The 17,827-nt window shown below is 69.1% G+C and carries 18 protein-coding genes; 9 read left to right on the plus strand and 9 right to left on the minus strand.

The annotated features are described in order from the left end of the window. Positions 1-68 precede the first annotated feature (68 nt). Complete coding sequence (locus ACYR7D_RS21370) at positions 69-470, minus strand: carboxymuconolactone decarboxylase family protein (protein ID WP_459546308.1); 402 nt, start codon at positions 468-470, stop codon at positions 69-71. A 438-nt stretch (positions 471-908) separates the two neighbouring features. Between ACYR7D_RS21370 and ACYR7D_RS21375 the strand changes: the two genes are divergently transcribed. The 4 genes from ACYR7D_RS21375 to ACYR7D_RS21390 are packed head-to-tail and all read left to right on the plus strand — an operon-like array spanning position 909 to position 4,616. After that, positions 909-1,115, plus strand: a complete 207-nt coding sequence (locus ACYR7D_RS21375) for a ferredoxin (protein WP_459546309.1) — start codon at positions 909-911, stop codon at positions 1,113-1,115. A 39-nt stretch (positions 1,116-1,154) separates the two neighbouring features. After that, complete coding sequence (locus ACYR7D_RS21380) at positions 1,155-1,706, plus strand: nuclear transport factor 2-like protein (RefSeq protein ID WP_459546310.1); 552 nt, start codon at positions 1,155-1,157, stop codon at positions 1,704-1,706. Positions 1,707-1,711: 5 nt separating this feature from the next. Further along, a complete protein-coding gene (locus tag ACYR7D_RS21385; protein ID WP_459546311.1) occupies positions 1,712-2,962 on the plus strand; it encodes a hypothetical protein in 1,251 nt (416 codons plus the stop codon). 43 nt (positions 2,963-3,005) lie between these two features. Further along, the gene (locus ACYR7D_RS21390; RefSeq protein WP_459546312.1) at positions 3,006-4,616 is read left to right on the plus strand and encodes an acyl-CoA synthetase; all 1,611 of its coding nucleotides are present in this window, start codon (positions 3,006-3,008) and stop codon (positions 4,614-4,616) included. On the opposite strand, the gene ACYR7D_RS21395 is transcribed toward ACYR7D_RS21390, so the two are convergent. Next, entirely contained in the window at positions 4,617-5,324 is a 708-nt protein-coding gene (locus ACYR7D_RS21395) for a class I SAM-dependent methyltransferase (RefSeq protein WP_459546313.1), read from the minus strand. It abuts the gene before it with no gap. A 174-nt stretch (positions 5,325-5,498) separates the two neighbouring features. Between ACYR7D_RS21395 and ACYR7D_RS21400 the strand changes: the two genes are divergently transcribed. Then, complete coding sequence (locus tag ACYR7D_RS21400; protein WP_459546314.1) at positions 5,499-6,077, plus strand: TetR/AcrR family transcriptional regulator; 579 nt, start codon at positions 5,499-5,501, stop codon at positions 6,075-6,077. 24 nt (positions 6,078-6,101) lie between these two features. Here the strand turns inward: ACYR7D_RS21400 and ACYR7D_RS21405 are convergent, their stop codons facing one another. The 6 genes from ACYR7D_RS21405 to ACYR7D_RS21430 form a co-directional block, all read right to left on the minus strand. Then, on the minus strand, positions 6,102-6,665 hold the full coding sequence (locus ACYR7D_RS21405) for a TetR/AcrR family transcriptional regulator (RefSeq protein ID WP_459546315.1): 564 nt from the start codon (positions 6,663-6,665) through the stop codon (positions 6,102-6,104). A 144-nt stretch (positions 6,666-6,809) separates the two neighbouring features. After that, positions 6,810-8,051 carry a cysteine--1-D-myo-inosityl 2-amino-2-deoxy-alpha-D-glucopyranoside ligase gene (mshC, locus tag ACYR7D_RS21410; RefSeq protein ID WP_459546316.1) on the minus strand — a complete coding sequence of 414 codons (1,242 nt, stop codon included), beginning with the start codon at positions 8,049-8,051 and terminating at the stop codon, positions 6,810-6,812. Between the two features lie 168 nt (positions 8,052-8,219). Beyond that, complete coding sequence (locus ACYR7D_RS21415; RefSeq protein ID WP_459546317.1) at positions 8,220-9,026, minus strand: SCO1664 family protein; 807 nt, start codon at positions 9,024-9,026, stop codon at positions 8,220-8,222. Further along, the gene (locus tag ACYR7D_RS21420) at positions 9,023-9,607 is read right to left on the minus strand and encodes a DUF3090 domain-containing protein (protein WP_459546318.1); all 585 of its coding nucleotides are present in this window, start codon (positions 9,605-9,607) and stop codon (positions 9,023-9,025) included. Before ACYR7D_RS21420 ends, ACYR7D_RS21415 begins: the two co-directional genes overlap by 4 nt. A 120-nt stretch (positions 9,608-9,727) precedes the next feature. Then, a complete protein-coding gene (locus ACYR7D_RS21425) occupies positions 9,728-10,429 on the minus strand; it encodes a histidine phosphatase family protein (protein ID WP_459546319.1) in 702 nt (233 codons plus the stop codon). Between the two features lie 76 nt (positions 10,430-10,505). Beyond that, the gene (locus ACYR7D_RS21430; protein ID WP_459550234.1) at positions 10,506-11,441 is read right to left on the minus strand and encodes an undecaprenyl-diphosphate phosphatase; all 936 of its coding nucleotides are present in this window, start codon (positions 11,439-11,441) and stop codon (positions 10,506-10,508) included. Positions 11,442-11,699: 258 nt separating this feature from the next. Between ACYR7D_RS21430 and ACYR7D_RS21435 the strand changes: the two genes are divergently transcribed. From ACYR7D_RS21435 to ACYR7D_RS21450, 4 genes are read left to right on the plus strand one after another with little or no spacing between them, the layout of a single operon-like run. Then, positions 11,700-12,674, plus strand: coding sequence for an aldo/keto reductase (locus ACYR7D_RS21435; protein ID WP_459546320.1), 975 nt, complete (start codon positions 11,700-11,702; stop codon positions 12,672-12,674). Positions 12,675-12,724: 50 nt separating this feature from the next. Next, entirely contained in the window at positions 12,725-13,762 is a 1,038-nt protein-coding gene (locus tag ACYR7D_RS21440) for a heme/hemin ABC transporter substrate-binding protein (RefSeq protein WP_459546321.1), read from the plus strand. Continuing rightward, positions 13,759-14,841, plus strand: coding sequence for a FecCD family ABC transporter permease (locus tag ACYR7D_RS21445; RefSeq protein ID WP_459546322.1), 1,083 nt, complete (start codon positions 13,759-13,761; stop codon positions 14,839-14,841). The genes ACYR7D_RS21440 and ACYR7D_RS21445 overlap by 4 nt, the downstream gene beginning before the upstream one ends. After that, positions 14,838-15,716 (plus strand): heme ABC transporter ATP-binding protein, encoded by an 879-nt coding sequence (locus ACYR7D_RS21450; protein WP_459546323.1) that lies wholly within the window; start codon positions 14,838-14,840, stop codon positions 15,714-15,716. Before ACYR7D_RS21445 ends, ACYR7D_RS21450 begins: the two co-directional genes overlap by 4 nt. Before the next feature lie 4 nt (positions 15,717-15,720). Here the strand turns inward: ACYR7D_RS21450 and ACYR7D_RS21455 are convergent, their stop codons facing one another. Further along, complete coding sequence (locus ACYR7D_RS21455; RefSeq protein ID WP_459546324.1) at positions 15,721-17,814, minus strand: MMPL family transporter; 2,094 nt, start codon at positions 17,812-17,814, stop codon at positions 15,721-15,723. Between the last annotated feature and the right edge of the window lie 13 nt (positions 17,815-17,827).

The following is a 17,827-nucleotide window of genomic DNA, read 5'->3' on the forward strand; positions in this document are numbered from 1 at the left end:
CTCTGGGCCTTGTCTGTGGTGGGGGCCGGCGGGCCGCGGCGCGTCCCGGCGGATGGACAACGCGGTCGTCAGCGACCGTTGCGGTCGGCTTTCTTCGTCTTCTTCGCGTGCTGGTCGAGCTGGGCGCCGATCACATGGTCGAGGGAGGTACCGGCCGGCCAGCCGACGTAGTGGCAGAGGAACAGGGAGATCTCCCGCAACTGGGTTTCGTCGAGCTCTTCGTTGTGCAGTGCGGCACCGATCTGGATACCGGCCACGTCGAACAGGCCCTGCGCGGTGAGTGCGCCGAGGAGCAGCAGCCGCCGGTCGCGCAGGGTGAGGCCGGGGCGTGACCAGATATCGGCGAAGAGGTGGTCGGCGGTGACGGCGAAATGATCGCCGGGGCCGTCCCGGAATTCCCATCCGTAGACTTCCGCCATCTTGGCCAGTCCCCGCTCGCGCACGGTGGGCCCGGGGGTGGAGTCGGTCATGGTTGCTCCTTCCGCGCCGCAGCGATCCGGCGAGAGTGTCTGGACAGGTGTACGGAATATAATTCGGACACTTCCCGGCACGCAAGAACATGTTCCTGTTCGGCCGGTCGCCGGCGGGCGCGGTCGCATCGACGGCAACATCGGTGAATTCATCCGCGTCCCCCGTGAAATCTGGAAAAATTGCTGAATCGTTGTCGGCCGCAGGTGTCGGTGGTAGCGTCCAGACACATGTCCAGCTATGTGTCTCTCCCGCGGTCGGGTCCCCCGATACAGGGGAGGAACTCGTTCTCGGACCGGGTGGGTTCCACCTCGGAGACACCCGCTCCGGCGGCTCGGCGAACCCACCCCGCCGCGGCCGCCGGTCACCGCGCCCGGCCCGTCCGCGATGCCCGGCACACCGGCGCGCTCCGCACATCCGACGCCGAGGGAGCACACACCATGAAAATCGTGGCCGATCTGGACCTGTGCCAGGGACACGCCGTCTGCGCCGCCGAAGCGCCCGATCTCTTCTCCGTCCCCAAACGCGGCCAGGTGCAGATCCTCGATCCGAATCCGGGCCCGCAGTACGCGGCCGACGTCGGCAACGCCGTCCGCTACTGCCCGACCCAGGCCCTGCTACTCGTCGCCGACGACACCGACGACTGACTCCACACAGCCCGACTGGTTCTTTTCGAAAGGGACACGATGACAGGTTTCGATCGCGCCGAACTCGACGAGATGGTGCGCCGCTGGGTGGCGGAGAACGAACGCTGCGAGAAGGCCGGTGACTGGAAGCCGCTGGCCGAGATGTACACCGAGGACGCCACCTACGGCTGGAACTACGGTCCCACCGAGGAATTCATGGCGGTGGGCCGCGCCGAGATCCGCGACCTCGCGCTGGGCCAGGAGATGGAAGGCCTGGAAGGCTGGGAGTACCCGTACCAGAAATTCGTGATCGACGAACACAGCGGCGATGTCATCGGCTTCTGGAAACAGGAGTACCAGACCACCACTCGCGCCGACGGCAGCAAATACACCGTCAACGGTATCGGCGGCAGCTGGTTCCGCTACGGCGGCGACTACCAGTGGTCGTGGCAGCGTGATTTCTTCGACTACGGCAACGTCTCCGCGCTCTTCCTGGAGATGATCACCGACAAGGCGATATCGGACGGGATGAACGCGCGTATCGCGAAGGCCACCTCCGGCCGGCTGCCCGGCTGGTACAGGATCGGCACCGCCCCGGCGTCCCTGTGGTGAACCCGGTGACCGTACCCACCAGCCGGTTCCACGCGCTGAGCCGGGCGGAGCTGGCCGCGCTGGTCCCCGAACTGCTGCTGTGCGGACAGCTGATCGACCGGTCCGGTATGGCGCACTGCATCTCCGCATTCGGCCGGGAGGGAATGGCCGAGGTCGCGATCGAGGAGTGGCAGCTGTCCAGCCCGGTCTACACCCGGCGGATGCAGCAGGCCCTGGGATACACCGGCGACGATGTGATCACGATCTTCAAAGGTCTGCAGCTCGATATCGGCGCCCCACCACAGTTCATGGATTTCCGCTTCCGGGTCGACGATGCGCACCACGGCGAATTCTGGCTCGACCACTGCGGCGCGCTCGCCGATGTGGAACCGATGGGCACCGACTATGTGCGGTCGATGTGCCACGACATCGAAGACCCCACCTTCGACGCCACCGCTCTGGCCACCAACGAATACGCTCAGGTGCGGCCGATCCACCGGCCGCCGCGGGAACCCGCCGACCGGCACCCGGTCTGCGCGTGGACGGTGGTCATCGACGAATCCCATGTGCCGCCGCAGGTTCCGCGTAACGCACCGCTGGTCGCCGGGTCGGTGGCGGCACAGCTACCACTCGCCGATATCGACCGCACCGACGAAGGCCGGGGCGATTACGCCGGGCCACTGCTCAGCGATCTGCGGTTCGCCGACTTCTCCCGCTCGGCACTGGTACGGATCGCCGAGGAGGTATGTCTGCAACAGCATCTGCTGGTACTCGGGTTCATGATCGCGGTCCACGAACGCACCGACGACGATTCGGCACTCGAGATCGGGCGCAAACAGTTCACCGGTATCGCCGGGGTGGCCTCCGAGCGGATCCGCGCCTGCCTCGGGCTCGGCAACGATATCGAGGCACTCGCCCGGGTGATGGCCGTACATCCGGCGCTGAACCCCCGGCACTACACCGGTATCGAAGTCGAGCCCGGTACCGATGTTCTGCGAGTACGTTTCCCCCGGACCAGCGGCGCGCTCACCGACCGCGGCTGGGCATCGATGATCGACCCCGACCATCTCGGGCCACTGGACTCCCTGGTGCGCGGGGTCGACGCGCGGTTCCACAGCCGGGTCACCGATACGGGCGCACACGGGTGGACCGCCGAGATCGCGCTCGCCGCCGAACCTTTCGCCGAAGCCCCGGAGGTGGCGATCACCCGGTTCAGCACCGGCGTCGACTTCCGGTTCACCGATCGCGGGATACCGCTGCCTCTCACCGTTCTCTGATTCCTCCCCGCCCGGTGGAGGATCGGCACACCGCAGGATTGATATGGCCAACAATTTCGCCGACCTGTTCGAACACTCGGTCGACGCCATGCCCGACCGGATCGCGTTGATCGAGGAGGGGCGGCGCGTCACCTACCGGGAGCTGGACGAACGCGCCAACCAGCTCGCCCACCATCTGGCGTCGGTGGGCGTCGGCCGCGGCACCCACGTCGGGTTCCAGATGCACAACAGCATCGAGACCATGCAGACGCTGATCGCCTGCTTCAAACTGGCCGCGGTGCCGATCAACATCAACTTCCGGTACGGGCCGGACGAACTCGTCTACCTCTACGACAACGCCGATCTCGAATACCTCGTCTACCACGCGCGTTACGGAGACGCGGTCCGTGCCGCGCACCGCCGCGCACCGCGATTGAAATATCTGTTGTGCGCGGCCGACGACCGCACCGCCGCCGACCCGGACGTGGACTGCCTCGCCACGGTCACCGCCGCCGCGCCCACCACCCGGCCCGAGGTGCCGCGCACAGCCGACGACCTGTTCGTCATGTATACCGGTGGCACCACCGGTATGCCCAAAGGTGTGCTGTGGCGGCAGGAGGACATGTGGCGGGTCCTCGGCGGCGGCATCGATTTCTACAGCAACGAACCGGTCACCGACGAATACCAGCAGTCCCGCACCGGAGCGGCCGGTGCACCGTCCACCTGGCTGATCCTGCCGCCGCTGATGCATCTGGCGGCGATGATGCCGACCTTCATCGCGCTGTGGTCCGGTAACTGTGTGATCTTCGTGCCCCGGTTCGATCCCGCCCATGTGTGGCGGACGGTGGCCGCCGAACATCCGGGAGTCATGGTGATCACCGGCGACGCCATGGCCCGGCCGCTGATCGACTCCTATCGCGCCGGCCCGGTCGATACCACCGGACTGTTCATGATCGCCTCCGGCGCCGCGCTGCTCACCCAGCCGACGAAGAACGCGCTGCTGGAACTGATACCGGGTCTGTTCGTCTCCGATTCCATCGGCTCCTCCGAAACCGGTTTCGGTGGTATCGGCTTCGCGAGCAAGAACGACGATCCGGCCCGTAAACCGCGGGTTTCGATCGGGCGAGGCGCGGTGGTCGTCGACGACGAGGGGCACCCGGTGGAGCCGGGGGCCGAAGGCTGGCTGGCGAAAACCGGCGCGGTCCCGCTCGGCTACTACAAGGACGAGGCGCGGACCGCGACCTTGTTCAAGGTGGTCGACGGCCGGCGGATCGTGGTGACCGACGACCGCGCCCGGCTGGAGGACGACGGCACCATCAGCCTCATCGGCCGCGGCAACATGGTGATCAACACCGGCGGGGAGAAAGTGTTCGCCGAGGAGGTCGAGGGTGTGGTGAAGGCGTATCCCGCCGTCTACGACGCCACGGTGATCGGGGTGGACCATGTGCGGTGGGGACAGCAGGTCGCCGCCGTGGTCGCTCTCGCGGAGGGGGCCGGTGGCGAACTCGACCTCGCCGATCTCCAGGCCCATGTGCGCCGCCATCTCGCCGGGTACAAGGTGCCGCGGGCCATCTGGGTCGCCGAGGCCATCACCCGCTCGCCCAGCGGCAAACCCGATTACACCTGGGCACGCGGATATGCCGCCGGGCGGGCCCCCGATCATCGGTCGGAGTGATCACCTGTCCGTGCCGGGGAGGGTACGGTCCGCGCCTCCCGGTCGGAGTTCGGGGGACGGGACGGTCCGTTCCAGGATGCGCAGGGAATCGGTGGCCGAGACCTCCCGGAACTCGCCGCTGTCCAGGGCACGGCGGTAGATCCCGTAGGGCGCCTGCCCGCCGTCGGCCGGGTCGGGGAAGACGTCGTGGATGGCCAGGCCGCCGCCCGGTACCACCCATTTGGCCCAGCCGCGGTAGTCGCGGCCGGCGGCCTCCTCGGTGTGACCGCCGTCGATGAACAAGAATTCGATCGGCGTGCGCCAGGCGGCGGCGACCCGCGCGGAGGTGCCGACGACGGCGATCACGGTATCGCCGAGGCCCGCGGTGTCGATGGTGTGCCGGAAACGGGGCAGTGTGTCGAACAGGCCGGTCACCGGATCCACCAGGGTGGTGTCGTGGTACTCCCAGCCCGGTTGGTGCTCTTCGGAGCCGTGGTGGTGGTCGACGGTGAACACGACCCCGCCGCGGGCCCGGGCGGCGGCACCGAGCAGGATCGCGCTCTTACCGCAGTAGGTGCCGATCTCGGTGATGACGCCGCCGTGGCAGTACTCCGCGGCGGCGGCGTGCAGCGCGCGGCCCTCCTCCTCCGGCATGAAGCCGGTGGCGCGGCGGGCGTGCTCGAACAACTGTTCATCGGTCAGCTGCCGGGCGGGAGCCGGGAGGGACATCGAGTCTCCTTCGAAGCGGGTACATGCGGTCCGTGGCAGCGGCGGAGCGATCGCCCCATCGAGGTGGGTCCCTCTTCCGTAGCGCACCGGGGTCACGGCGGTGACCGACATTACGCGCCGGTCGCGGGCGGGGGAAGTTGATCCGGCACCTGACCGACACTACTATCTAGACACATGTCCGAAGGCGATTCCAGAATTCTCGAGGCGACCAGGCGCCGCCTCAGCGGCAAGCAGGCGGACACCGTCGACAAACTCACCAGAGCCGCGATGGAAGTCCTGGCCCGGGAAGGTTTCTCCGGACTCACCATCCGCATGGTCGCCGGAACCGCCGGCGTGGGCACCGCCACCGCCTACACGTACTTCTCCTCGAAGGAACACCTGGTCGCGGAAATCTTCTGGCGTCGCATCCGGTCCTCGCCGTCACCGGTCAGCCAGGACACCGACCCCACGGTGCGCGTCCTGGCCGAACTCCGGGGTATCGCCCTGCTCGTGGCCGACGAACCGGAACTGTCCGGCGCCGTGACCAGCGCGCTGCTGGGCCGCGATCCCGACGTACAGCACCTGCGCACCCGCATCGGTATGGAGATCCGCCGGCGGCTCACCCGCGCCCTGGAACCGGAAGCCGACCCGGAAACCGTCGAATCACTGGAACTGCTCTACGCGGGAGCGCTGGTACGCGCCGGAATGGGCTACGAATCGTATGCCGATATCGCCGACCGCCTCGAAAAAGCCGCGCTGCTGGTCCTGAAATAGCGGAACCGCCGCGCACCGCGGCCCTCAAGCGGAGGCAGCGGGACGACGCGTATGCGAGTAGACCAGCCGCGCGTACTCCCCGAGCAACTGCTCCAGGCTCACCTGCTGGCCGGCGGCCACCATCTGCTGATACCCGATCAGCATCGCCATCCCGAGTTCGGTATCGACCGCGGCGATCTCCTCGTCCCCGACCACACTCGCGATGGTCTTGCGCACGGTGCGCCGCCGGGATTCGTCCACCCGCTTCAACGCCACACCCACCGATTCGTCATTGGCCGCCCACGCCCGGATCGCGGCCTCGGCCCGATGATGCAGGCCCAGCGTGAGATCCGACAGCGCGCGAATCGCCTCATCGGGAGTGGACGGATCGAATCTCAGGGTGCGCAGGATCAACACCTGCCGGTTCTCCCAATGCTCCAGCAGCGCATCGACATAGGACTGCCAGCTGCCGAAATGATGATAGAACGAACCACTGGTCACACCCAGTCGCCGGCACAGCACGCCGATGTTGAGATGCCGGAAACCCAACTCGGACAAAACCTCCAGGCCGGTGTCGAAGTAGTTGTCCTTACTGACGATACGAGACATACGGCGCCGATCTCTTCGGTGAACGGGAGGGGATTCGAGCATCGAACAGTACCCCATCGGAGCCCGGAATCACCTACATGTAGGCAACGTTCACGAATCCGCCCGGCAGATCACCGACCACCCGACGACCGGACCGCGCCCGGTTCAGCGCAGCGGCACACCCAGCAGCGCGTCCACGGCCGCGGCGATTTCGTCCCCGGCACCGGGATCCGTACCGCCGTAGTCGAGTGTGTCCCGCGCCCAAGCCTCCACAGCCGCCAGCGCCCGCGGAGTGTCCAGATCATCGGCGAGATGGGTGCGCAAACGGGTCACGGTCTCGGTCGCCGACGGAGCGGCCGCGGCCGCGGCGGCCGCGCGCCAGCGCCGCAGCCGAGCCTCGGCATCGGTGAGCACGCTATCGGTCCACATCCGGTCGGCGCGGTAGTGACCGGCATACAACCCCAACCGGATCGCCGCCGGATCCACTCCCGCCGCGCGCAATTTCGACACCAGCACGAGATTGCCCCGGGACTTCGACATCTTCTCCCCGTCCAGCCCGATCATCCCGGTGTGCACATAGTGGCGAGCGAAACGACGCCCCGCCACCAGCGCCTCCCCATGGGCCGCCGAATACTCGTGATGCGGATAGATCAGATCACTACCCCCGCCCTGGACATCGAACTCCGCCCCCAGCCGGTTCACCGCGATCGCCGCGCATTCGATATGCCAGCCGGGACGTCCCGCGCCGAACGGCGCCGGCCAGGACGGCTCACCCGCCCGTTCGGCACGCCACAACAGCGCGTCCAGCGGATCGCGTTTCCCGGGCCGCTCGGGATCACCACCGCGTTCGGCGAACAACCGCTCCATCGTCGGCCGGTCGTAACCCGACTCGTACCCGAACTGTCCGGTGGCGTCGGTGCGGAAATAGATATCCGGGTAATCCGGGTCGTCGACGATGTAGGCGGCGCCTGAAGCCAGTAGTTTGCGCACCAACTCCACGACCTCGTCCACCGATTCGATCGCGCCCACATAATCCCGCGGCGGCAGCACCCGCAGCGCCGCCATATCTTCGCGGAACAACTCGATCTCACCGGTGCCCAGCTCCCGCCAGTCCACCCCGTCCCGCGCCGCCCGCTCGAACAGCGGATCGTCGACATCGGTGACGTTCTGCACGTAGTGCACCTCGTGACCGGCATCGCGCAGCAACCGGTTCACCAGATCGAACGTCAGATAGGTGGCGGCGTGACCGAGATGTGTGGCGTCGTAGGGGGTGATCCCGCACACGTACATGGTCGCCGTCGCACCCGGGGTGAGCGGGCGGATACAAGAATCGGCCGTGTCGTACAACCGCAACGGTGGCCCTGTTCCGGGGACCGCGGGGATCGGGGTATCGGACCAGGACTGCATACCTTCGAGAGTAGAGGCCGGGACGAGCCGGTCCCCGCCCACCCCACCGCACACTCCCGCACCACGGCCACCGGCGTGGCCTGTACCTGCGCAGAACCGGATTGCCGGCGAAAAGCAACCGTTACCCTCCGGCGGAACGGATCCCCGGCCGGACACCGGCGCGCCGAGTCAGAACGCCGGCCACGGGATCGGCCGCGCCGACGCCGGAAACGGCATCACCGGTTCGTCGAGCAACCGCTTCGCGCGGCGCAGCAGCGCATCGATCTCGGCGTCGGTGAGATGCTCGGCCAGCCGGTCGGCCGGCGCGCCGGGCAGGGCTTCGGTGAACGCGCCGATATCGTCGAGCAGGTCCGCCGGTATCGCCTCCCCGGCCCACCCCCACAGCACCGTCCGCAACTTGTTCTCCCGATGCAGGCAGATCCCGTGGTCCACGCCGTACACCCCGCCGTCCACCGCCTCCAGGGCATGCCCACCTTTACGGTCGGCGTTGTTCAGCAACACATCCAGCACCGCCATCCGCTGCAACCGCGGATCATCGGCATGAACCAGCGATACCTCGTTGCCGGCGCCGTCCTCGGCGCGCAGGATCTCCCGGTAGCCGTCCGGCACCAGCTCCGGCGGGCACAGATCCACCAGATCCATCCGGGCACCGCCCGGCTCCCGCGGCTCACGGGTGGTGACCCAGCGCTGCACCATCCCCGGCCCGTACGGCCCGTCCCGCAACACCGTCTCCGGAATCACCGCCCAGCCCAGCTCCGCGCAGATCAGATACGAGGCCACCTCCCGGCCGGCGAGCGTACCGTCGGGAAAATCCCACAGCGGCTGCTCCCCGCGCACCGGTTTGTACACCACCCGCACCGGCTCGGCGCCGGTCGCGAGCTCACACACCAGGGTCACGTTGCTGGCGACTCCCACCCGGCCCAGCACCGTCAGCTCACCGGTGGACAACGCGTCCCCGGTATCGGGCACGCTCATTCCTCCAGGTCGCCCGCGCCGAACAGCTCGCCCCGTTTGTACCCGTTGGTGCGCACACACATATGCCCCCGCGCGGACAACGGCTCACCACACAACGGACACGGCGGCCGCCCGGCCGCGATGACCCGCGTGGAACGCAACGCGAATTCCCGCGCCTGCCCGGGAGTGAGGAAAACCCGCACCGCGTCCGGCCCCTCGTCGGTATCGTCGAGCACCACCGATTCGTCGACCTCGGTCTCGGTGATCGCCAGCAACTCCACCACGACCGCACCGGCGTCGGCATCCCAGCCCAGCCCCATGGTGCCGACCCGGAACTCGGCATCGATCGGGGTCACCAGCGGTGCGTTGTCGTTGACCTGCTCGGCCTGCGGCGGCACCTCGGCGCCGAATCGGCGCGCCACCTCGTCCAGCAGCAGCCCCATCCGGTCGGCGAGAACCTTGACCTGCTGCTTCTCCAGCAGCACGCTCACCACCCGGGGTTCCTCCACTGCCTGCAGGTAGAACGCGCGATCGCCCGGCTCACCGACGGTTCCGGCGACGAAACGTTCGGGGGTGCGGAAAACATGGATTGCTCGTGACACATGCACCTCCTGATACGTGACCCTGTTCGGCTGCGGTACCCCGCTGCGCCGTCTCCCGACGCGGGCGTCGATCCGCCCGATGCCGAGAGGTAGCATGCCCGCCGGTTCCGGACATACCCATTATCCGTCCTTCCTTCCCGCCCCGATCTCCCCACCGGGTACCGGGCCGGCCGCGCCGGACTCGACCGACTGCGGAGGCACCAGGCCGGAGAGGTCCGAGCCCGTGTCGTTCATCCGGGTGACGAACGGCGCGGTACGGGTGTAGCGGACAACGCTGAGGGACGCGGGCTCGACCATGATCCGCTGGAATCCGTCCAGGTGGATACCGAGCGCGTCGGCGAGTACCGCCTTGATCACATCACCGTGCGTGCAGGCCACCCACAACCGGTCCCCGTCGTGTAACTCCGCCAGGGCCCGATCGTGTTCCCGGATCGCCGACACCGCCCGCGCCTGCACCTGCGCCAGACCTTCCCCGCCGGGGAACACCGCCGCCGAGGCGTGCCGCTGCACCACCTGCCACAGCGGCTCGGCCAGCAGATCCTTGATCCGGCGACCGGTCCACTCCCCGTAATCGACCTCCGCGAGCCGCTCGTCGATCACCGGTTCCAGCTCCAGATCGGCGGCCAGCGGCGAAACCGTGCGCTGGCAGCGCAGCATCGGCGAGGTGACGATCCGGGTGATCGGCAGACCCGCCAGCCGCGCCGCGACGGCGCGTGCCTGCTCGCCGCCGCGATCGGTGAGTTCCACGCCCGGGCTGCGGCCCGCCAGAGTGCCACCGGTATTGGACGTCGACACACCGTGTCGCAGCAGGATCACCGTCATGCTGCCAGCCTAATGGCCGCGGCCGCGCCCCGAGGCCCACTCCGCGGCGGTACCCCGGCCGCCCGGCCCGTGTGGATCATGTGGCCGAAACGACCCCACCGGCGAGCAGACCCAGAATCACCGCGCCCAGCACGATCCGATATCCGACGAACCAGTACAGCGAATGCTTCTCCACGAACCGCAGCAGCCACGCCACCGACGCGTACCCCACCACGAACGACAGCAGCGTCGCCACCAGCAGTTGCACCCCCGACGCATTCAGCCCTTCACCGGCCGGCTCGAAAGCATCCGGAAGGCTGAACAGACCCGACGCGGTGACCGCGGGAATCGCCAGCAGGAACGAGAACCGCACCGCCGCCTCCCGTTTCAGCCCGCAGAACAGGCCGGCGCTGGAGGTGGCACCCGACCGCGACACCCCGGGAATCAGCGCCAGGCACTGCGCGAAACCCATCACCAGACCGTCGCGGGTGGTGATCTCCTCCAGCGGGCGCTCTTTCGGGCCGAAATGCTCGGCCGCCGCGATCACCAGCGCGAAAACGATCAACATGATCGCGACCAGCCACAGATTGCGTGCGCCCGTACGGATCTGGTCCTTGAAGACGAACCCCAGCACCCCGATCGGGATGGTGGCGATGATCACATACCAGCCCATCCGGTAATCGAGTGCGCGCTGCGCCTCGGCATCGGGGTCGTAACCGACCGGGCCGGAGCCGGTGACAACCGGAAGTTTGGTGGTGACCTGTTCGCTGAGCGGCACCGTCTCCCGGGAACGCGCGGTCAGCTTCTCGAACACGGTACTGCACCACACGCGCACGATGCGCCAGATGTCCTTGGCGAAGAACAGCAGCACCGCGGCTTCGGTACCGAGCTGGGTGACGGCGGTGAACGACGCACCCGCGTCCGCACCGAAGAACACCGACGACACGATCCGCATATGCCCCGACGACGAAATCGGCAGAAACTCCGTCAGACCCTGCACCAACCCGAGCACCAACGCCTGCACCCAGGTCATCGACTCGCCAACCACACATCCTCCTGAACCATGCCGAAAACCCGCTCCGCCTGCGCTCTTACGGCAACCCGGCCGCGGCGCGGCCCCGGCGATCGACGGCAGCGACCCTACAGTGCCGGTCCCGGACCGCGCGCGGCGGCCGTGTCCACCGGTGGACACGCCGCGCAGGAGTTCGCCGCGAACCGCCATCGCGCCGTCACGCTCTAGGCTGGGCGCCGTGAGGAAATGTGCAACCGTGCCGGACACGGAGACCCGGTGATGGAACAGCGCACCGTCGGCCGCAGTGGACTGCGGGTCTCCCGGATCGGGCTGGCCACCCACACCTGGGGTAGCCGCACCGACCCCGAGACCGCCGCCGCCCAACTGATCGCGTTCGCCGAATCCGGTGGCACCCTCGTCGACACCTCCCCCGCCTACGGCGGCGGAGCCGCCCAGCGCATCCTCGCCGACCTCCTCGGCGATCTGGTGTCCCGCGACGAACTCGTCCTGTGCGCCGGGGCGGGCCAGGTGCCGTATCTGCCCGCCGTACCGGCCGGCAGCGAACCCCCGGCCCCCGACCAGGCCCGTATCACCATCGACTGCTCCCGCCGCACCCTGCTGCGACAGCTCGACCGCACCCTGCTCGAACTGGGCACCGACCACCTCGACCTGTGGCAGGTCACCGCCTGGGATCCGAACACCCCGCTCGACGAGATCGCCGCAGCCCTCGACCACGCCGTCACCTCCGGTCGCGTCCGCTACGCCGGCGCCCGCGGTTTCACCGCCTGGCAGCTGGCGAGCCTGGCCGCGATCACCCCCCTCACCGCTGTCCAGGCCCCCTACTCACTGCTCACCCGCGGCGCCGAGGACGACACCGTACCCGCCGCCGCCCACCACGGCGCCGGCCTCATCGCCACCGCCCCCCTGGCCGGTGGCATCCTCACCGGCAAATACCGCGACGGCGTACCCGCCGACTCCCGCGCCGCCGACGAAGCCGGCGCCGCCGAGATCCGCGGCCGCCTCGACGACGACCGCGCCACCGCCGTCGTCGACGCGCTCGTCACCGCCGCCGACGGGCTCGCCACCTCCCCGCTCGCCGTCGCGCTGGCCTGGGTGCGCGACCGGCCCGGGGTCGCCAGCATGCTCGTCGGGGCCCGCGATATGGGCCAGCTCACCGGGATACTGGCCGCGGAAACCCTGGAACTGCCGCGCGCTATCGCCGCCGCCCTCGACGATGTGAGCTCCACCCCCTAGACCGGGGCGGGCGGCGACCCCGCCCGCCGGGACGGATTAGCCTTGCCTCCATGAGGTATCCCCGGGCCCGATCCGGACGGGCACGCGCGCTCCTGGCGGTACTGGCCACCGGCCTGCTCGTACTCACCGCCGCCTGCGACAGCCCCGAACCCGCCGGCGCCGCCGGACAGCGAGGCCCGGCGACCGCCGTCCTGGAGAACCTGGACCCGGTGCCGCTCACCCCACCACCCACCCCCGCACTGCCGGCCACCGTCCGCTCCTTCGACGGAACCGACGTCACCGTCACCGACGCCTCCCGTATCGTCGCCGCCGACCGGTACGGCACCCTCGCCCAGATCGTGTGGGCGCTCGGTCTCGGCGAGAACCTGGTCGGCCGCAGCACCGCCGCCTCGTTCCCCGCCGTGGCCGGCCTGCCGAACGTCACCGGCGGCAACGGCGCGCTGAACGTGGAATCGATCCTGGCGCTGCGCCCCAGCGTCTTCCTCACCGACACCACCAGCGCTTCCCCGGCCGTACGCGAACAACTACGCGCCACCGGGATCACGGTCGTCTACTTCGACCCCGAACGCACCATGGACGGGGTGGTACCGCAGATCGAGGCCGTCGCCGCCGCCCTCGGCGTACCCGACCGCGGCCGGGAACTCGCCCAGCGCACCAGCGACGAAATCACCGCCGCCTCCGCCGCCGTTCCCGCCCAGGACCCACGACTGCGGATCGCGTTCCTCTACCTGCGCTCCAGTGCCATCACCATGCTCGCCGGACCCGGTTCCGGCGCCGACGCCCTCATCGCCGCCCTCGGCGCCGAGGACGCCGGCGCAGTAGCCGACCTCACCGAACCGTTCACCGCCATCACCAGTGAAGCCATGATCGCCGCGGCACCCGATGTGCTGCTGGTCATGACCGACGGGATGAAATCACTCGGCGGGGTCGACGGGATCGTGCAGATACCGGGTATCGCGCAGACCCCGGCGGGCCGCAACAAGCGCATCGTCGACATGTCCGATGCCGTCCTGCTGTCCTTCGGCCCCAACACCGGCCGCGTCATCTCCGCCCTGTCCGAGGCCGTCTACGGTCCCACCGGCGCATGACGGCCGATCTGGACGAACACCCCGCGCCACCGGCCCTCGGCCACCCGCACCGCCGCGCCGTCCTCGCGTTCACCGCCGCCACCGCGGCGCTGATCGCGCTGGCGATCGCCTCCGCCGCGATCGGGCAGGTTCCCACCGGGCCCGCCGAAGTCGCCGGCAGTATCGCCCACCGCATGGGCCTGGACTGGGGTCCGCTACCGGCCCACCCCGCCGGCGAAGTAACCCTGTGGGAGGTCCGGTTCCCCCGGGTGCTGCTGGCCGTGCTGGTAGGCGCCGCCCTCGCCACCGCCGGAGCGCTGCTGCAAGGTGTCTTCGCCAACCCCCTCGCCGAACCCGGCGTCATCGGGGTGTCCTCCGGCGCCGCGGTCGGCGCCGGAGCCGTCATCGTGTTCGGCGGTGCGTTCGTCGCCGCCTGGTCGGTGGCCGCGGCCGCCTTCGCCGCCGGGCTGCTCACCACCGCACTGGTGTATGTGCTGTCGCGCGCGAACGGCCGCACCGAAGTGGTCACCCTCGTACTCACCGGCGTCGCGATCAATGCCTTCGCCGGTGGCCTCATCGCGTTCCTGCTGTTCGTCGCCTCCCCCGCCGCCCGCGACCAGATCGTGTTCTGGCAACTGGGCAGCCTCAACGGCGCCACCTGGGACTCGGTCGCGGTGGTCGCGGCCCTCACCACCGCCGGAATCACCGCGGCCGTGGCCGTCGCACCCCGCCTCGACCTGCTGTCCCTCGGCGAATCCGCGGCACGCCACCTCGGCGTGGACGTGGAACAGCTACGGCGCACGGTGATCGTGATCGTCGCCGTCCTCACCACCGCCGGAGTCGCGTTCACCGGCATCATCCTGTTCGTCGGATTGATCGTGCCGCATGTGGTGCGCATGCTCGTCGGCCCCGGACACCGGGCACTGATCCCGGTCAGCGCCGTCACCGGGGCCGTGGTCCTGCTCGCCGCCGACGTCGCCGCCCGTTCCCTGGTCGACAACGCCGACCTGCCGCTCGGCATGCTCACCTCCCTGATCGGAGGACCGTTCTTCTTCTGGCTGCTGCGCCGCACCCGCGCCCGGGCAGGAGGCTGGGCATGATCGGCACCCCGCTGCGCGGCGGCCTGCCCCGGCTCTGGCACCGCGCCCACGAACTGCCCGCCCCACCCGAACCCGGGACCGTTACACTCCGCGCCCACGGAGTCGGCCTGGACCGGCACGGCGGTGGCGGCGGCACACGACGAGTGCTCGACGATATCGACTTCGAGGTGACCGCCGGCGAAGTCGTGGCGCTGGTCGGCCCCAACGGTGCGGGTAAATCCACCCTGCTCGCCGTCCTCGCCGGTGAACTCGCCCCCGGACGCGGCCACGTCGAACTCGACGGCCGCACTCTCACCCACTGGACCCCGCTCGATATGGCCCGCCGGCGCGCGGTCCTACCCCAGTCCCATACCGTCGGATTCCCGTTCACTGCCGCCGAAGTGATCGCCATGGGCCGCGCGCCCTGGCAGCGCACCACCCGCGCCGACGCCGACGACGCGGTGATCGCGGCCGCCATGGCCGCCACCGACAGCACCCACCTCGCCGGCCGCGCCTTCCCGAGCCTGTCCGGCGGCGAACGCGCCCGCGTCGCCCTGGCCCGGGTACTGGCCCAGGACACCGCCACCCTGCTGCTGGACGAACCGACCGCCGCGCTGGACCTCGGCCACCAGGAGGCCGTACTCACCCTGGCCGCCGACCGCGCCGACCGCGGCGCCGCGGTCGTGGTGGTCCTCCACGATCTGGCCTCCGCCGCCGCCTACGCCGATCGGGTCGCCGTCCTCGACGGCGGGCGACTGGCAGCCGCCGGGCCTCCACGTGACGTCCTCACCGGCGATCTGCTCAGCCGCGTGTACCGGTATCCCGTCGAAGTCCTCGACCACCCCGAAACCGGGGCGCAACTGGTGCTGCCCGCCCGGCCGAAGGTACGCCGCTGAGCATTCACCGCCAGATCAGTTTGAGCACCGCCGGAGTCAGCAGCATCCGGATCACCGTCGCATCCAGCACCAGCGCGGCGATCATCCCGTAGGCGATGTACTTCATCATCACCAGCTCCGAGAAACCGAACGCGCCCGTCACCACGATCAGAATGGCCGCCGCCGACGTGATCACACCGCCGGTGTGCGCGATACCGTACCGGATCGCCTCCGGCGCCTCGGCCCCCTCCGACCGCGCCTCCGCCACCCGCGACAGCAGGAACACCTCGTAATCGGTGGACAACCCGAACACCACCGTCACAATCAGCACCAGCACCGCGAACATCAGCGGACCCGGCGTGAACTCGAACAGATCCGCCCCGTGCCCCTCCACGAAGATCCAGGTCAAGATACCGAGAGTGGCGCCCAGCCCCAGCGCCGACATGGCCACCGCCTTCACCGCCAGGATCAGCGACCGGAACGCCGCGTACATCAGCGCCACCGCCGCCACCACCAACAGCGACACCAGCAACGGCAGCCCCGCCAGCAACCCGTGGATACTGTCGCGCTCCAGTGCCGGCACCCCCGCCACCATGACCCGCACCCCCGCGGGCTCCTCGATGCTGCGCAGCACCGCGATCGCCGTATCCGCGGACCGCTCGTCCACCAGCCCCGCCTCCAGCACATTGATCCCGTCACGGGTGGGCGCGGCCGGTTCGAACGGTCCCGTCAGCCCGGGCGTCGCGTTCGCCTGCAACCGGATATCGCTCAACTGCACCGGATCCGCGCCCGTGACCACCAACCGCAACGGCTCGGTGCGGAAACCCGGGAACAGGGCGTCGAACTTCTCCTGCGCCACCCGCGCAGGATTGTCCTGCGCCAGATACCGTTCGCTGAGCCCCCCGAACTCGATATGCCGGAACGGCACCATCAGCATCAGCAATCCCAGCACCACCGGCACGATCACCGCCCACGGCCGCGCCATCGCCCACACCGCCAGCCGGGAGAAGATCCCGCGATCGATCTCGGTCTCCGTACTGGCCCGGGCGAAACGCCGCCACTGCCACAGATCGATACGCTCACCCGCGATCGCCAGCATCGCCGGCAACGCGGTCACCGACAGCACCGCCGCCAGCAGCACCGAACTGATCCCCCCGTACGGCACCGAACGCAGCACCCCGTTCGGGTAGATCAACAGCGCCCCCAGACTCACCGCGATGATCGCCGCCGAGAACAACACCGTGCGACCGGCCGTCGCGACGGTCGCGACCACCGCCTCCTCCACCGTCCGGCCCGCCGCGAGCTCCTCCCGGAACCGGGTCACCGTGAACAGGCCGTAATCGATCGCCAATCCCAGACTCACCAGCGTCACCACCGCGCTGGCGAACACGTTCACCTCGATGAGGCCGGTGAGCAGCCGCATGATGCCCTGACTGCCCAGAATGGTCATCCCACCCACCAGCACCGGCAGCAGCGCCGCCACCACCCCGCCGAACACGAAATACAGCAGGATCGCCACCAACGGTAACGCGATCATCTCCGCCCGCCGGATATCGTCCTGCATACCGGTGTTGATACCTTCGACCACCGGCTGCAACCCGGCCAGTTCCACCGTCGTCCCCGCCGGACCCGCCCCCGGACCGTCCGCGTCCAACTCCCCGGCGATCGCCATATAGTTCTCCACCGTCGCGGTGCCCTCACCGCGCAGGCCGATACTCGCGAACGCGTACGTCCGCGAATCATCGGCGAACGCGCCCGACAGCGCGCTGTCCCAATAGCTATCGATACGCAACACCCGGTCGGGATGCTCCCGCAGCAAACCGTCCAGCTGCGCGGTCACCGCGTCCCGCACCTGTGGATCGTCGACGGTCGTACCGGCGGGCGCGGTGTAGAGGGCGATCACATCGCTATCGGTGTCCCGGCCGAACGTCGCATCCGCCAGTTCCGACGCGGCCACCGATTCGCTGGACTCGTCGAACCAGCCCTCCTGCGTCAACCGATCCGACAGATCCCGTCCGTACACACCCGATATCGCGACCACGAACGCGAAAACCGCGAGCACCGCCACCCGATGCCGGTACACGAAACGACCCCACCGGTGGGTTCCCGCGGTGACCATCGACGAAGCCCGC

The sequence above is a fragment of the Nocardia sp. X0981 genome (assembly GCF_977089955.1).

What these genes read in the sequence shown, in the direction of transcription:
- ACYR7D_RS21370 (WP_459546308.1), bottom strand. Translation starts at nt 470, where the DNA reads ATGACCGACTCCACCCCCGGGCCCACCGTGCGCGAGCGGGGACTGGCC.
- ACYR7D_RS21375 (WP_459546309.1), top strand. Translation starts at nt 909, where the DNA reads ATGAAAATCGTGGCCGATCTGGACCTGTGCCAGGGACACGCCGTCTGC.
- ACYR7D_RS21380 (WP_459546310.1), top strand. Translation starts at nt 1,155, where the DNA reads ATGACAGGTTTCGATCGCGCCGAACTCGACGAGATGGTGCGCCGCTGG.
- ACYR7D_RS21390 (WP_459546312.1), top strand. Translation starts at nt 3,006, where the DNA reads ATGGCCAACAATTTCGCCGACCTGTTCGAACACTCGGTCGACGCCATG.
- ACYR7D_RS21395 (WP_459546313.1), bottom strand. Translation starts at nt 5,324, where the DNA reads ATGTCCCTCCCGGCTCCCGCCCGGCAGCTGACCGATGAACAGTTGTTC.
- ACYR7D_RS21400 (WP_459546314.1), top strand. Translation starts at nt 5,499, where the DNA reads ATGTCCGAAGGCGATTCCAGAATTCTCGAGGCGACCAGGCGCCGCCTC.
- ACYR7D_RS21405 (WP_459546315.1), bottom strand. Translation starts at nt 6,665, where the DNA reads ATGTCTCGTATCGTCAGTAAGGACAACTACTTCGACACCGGCCTGGAG.
- mshC (WP_459546316.1), bottom strand. Translation starts at nt 8,051, where the DNA reads ATGCAGTCCTGGTCCGATACCCCGATCCCCGCGGTCCCCGGAACAGGG.
- ACYR7D_RS21415 (WP_459546317.1), bottom strand. Translation starts at nt 9,026, where the DNA reads ATGAGCGTGCCCGATACCGGGGACGCGTTGTCCACCGGTGAGCTGACG.
- ACYR7D_RS21425 (WP_459546319.1), bottom strand. Translation starts at nt 10,429, where the DNA reads ATGACGGTGATCCTGCTGCGACACGGTGTGTCGACGTCCAATACCGGT.
- ACYR7D_RS21430 (WP_459550234.1), bottom strand. Translation starts at nt 11,441, where the DNA reads ATGACCTGGGTGCAGGCGTTGGTGCTCGGGTTGGTGCAGGGTCTGACG.
- ACYR7D_RS21435 (WP_459546320.1), top strand. Translation starts at nt 11,700, where the DNA reads ATGGAACAGCGCACCGTCGGCCGCAGTGGACTGCGGGTCTCCCGGATC.
- ACYR7D_RS21440 (WP_459546321.1), top strand. Translation starts at nt 12,725, where the DNA reads ATGAGGTATCCCCGGGCCCGATCCGGACGGGCACGCGCGCTCCTGGCG.
- ACYR7D_RS21445 (WP_459546322.1), top strand. Translation starts at nt 13,759, where the DNA reads ATGACGGCCGATCTGGACGAACACCCCGCGCCACCGGCCCTCGGCCAC.
- ACYR7D_RS21450 (WP_459546323.1), top strand. Translation starts at nt 14,838, where the DNA reads ATGATCGGCACCCCGCTGCGCGGCGGCCTGCCCCGGCTCTGGCACCGC.
- ACYR7D_RS21455 (WP_459546324.1), bottom strand. Translation starts at nt 17,814, where the DNA reads ATGGTCACCGCGGGAACCCACCGGTGGGGTCGTTTCGTGTACCGGCAT.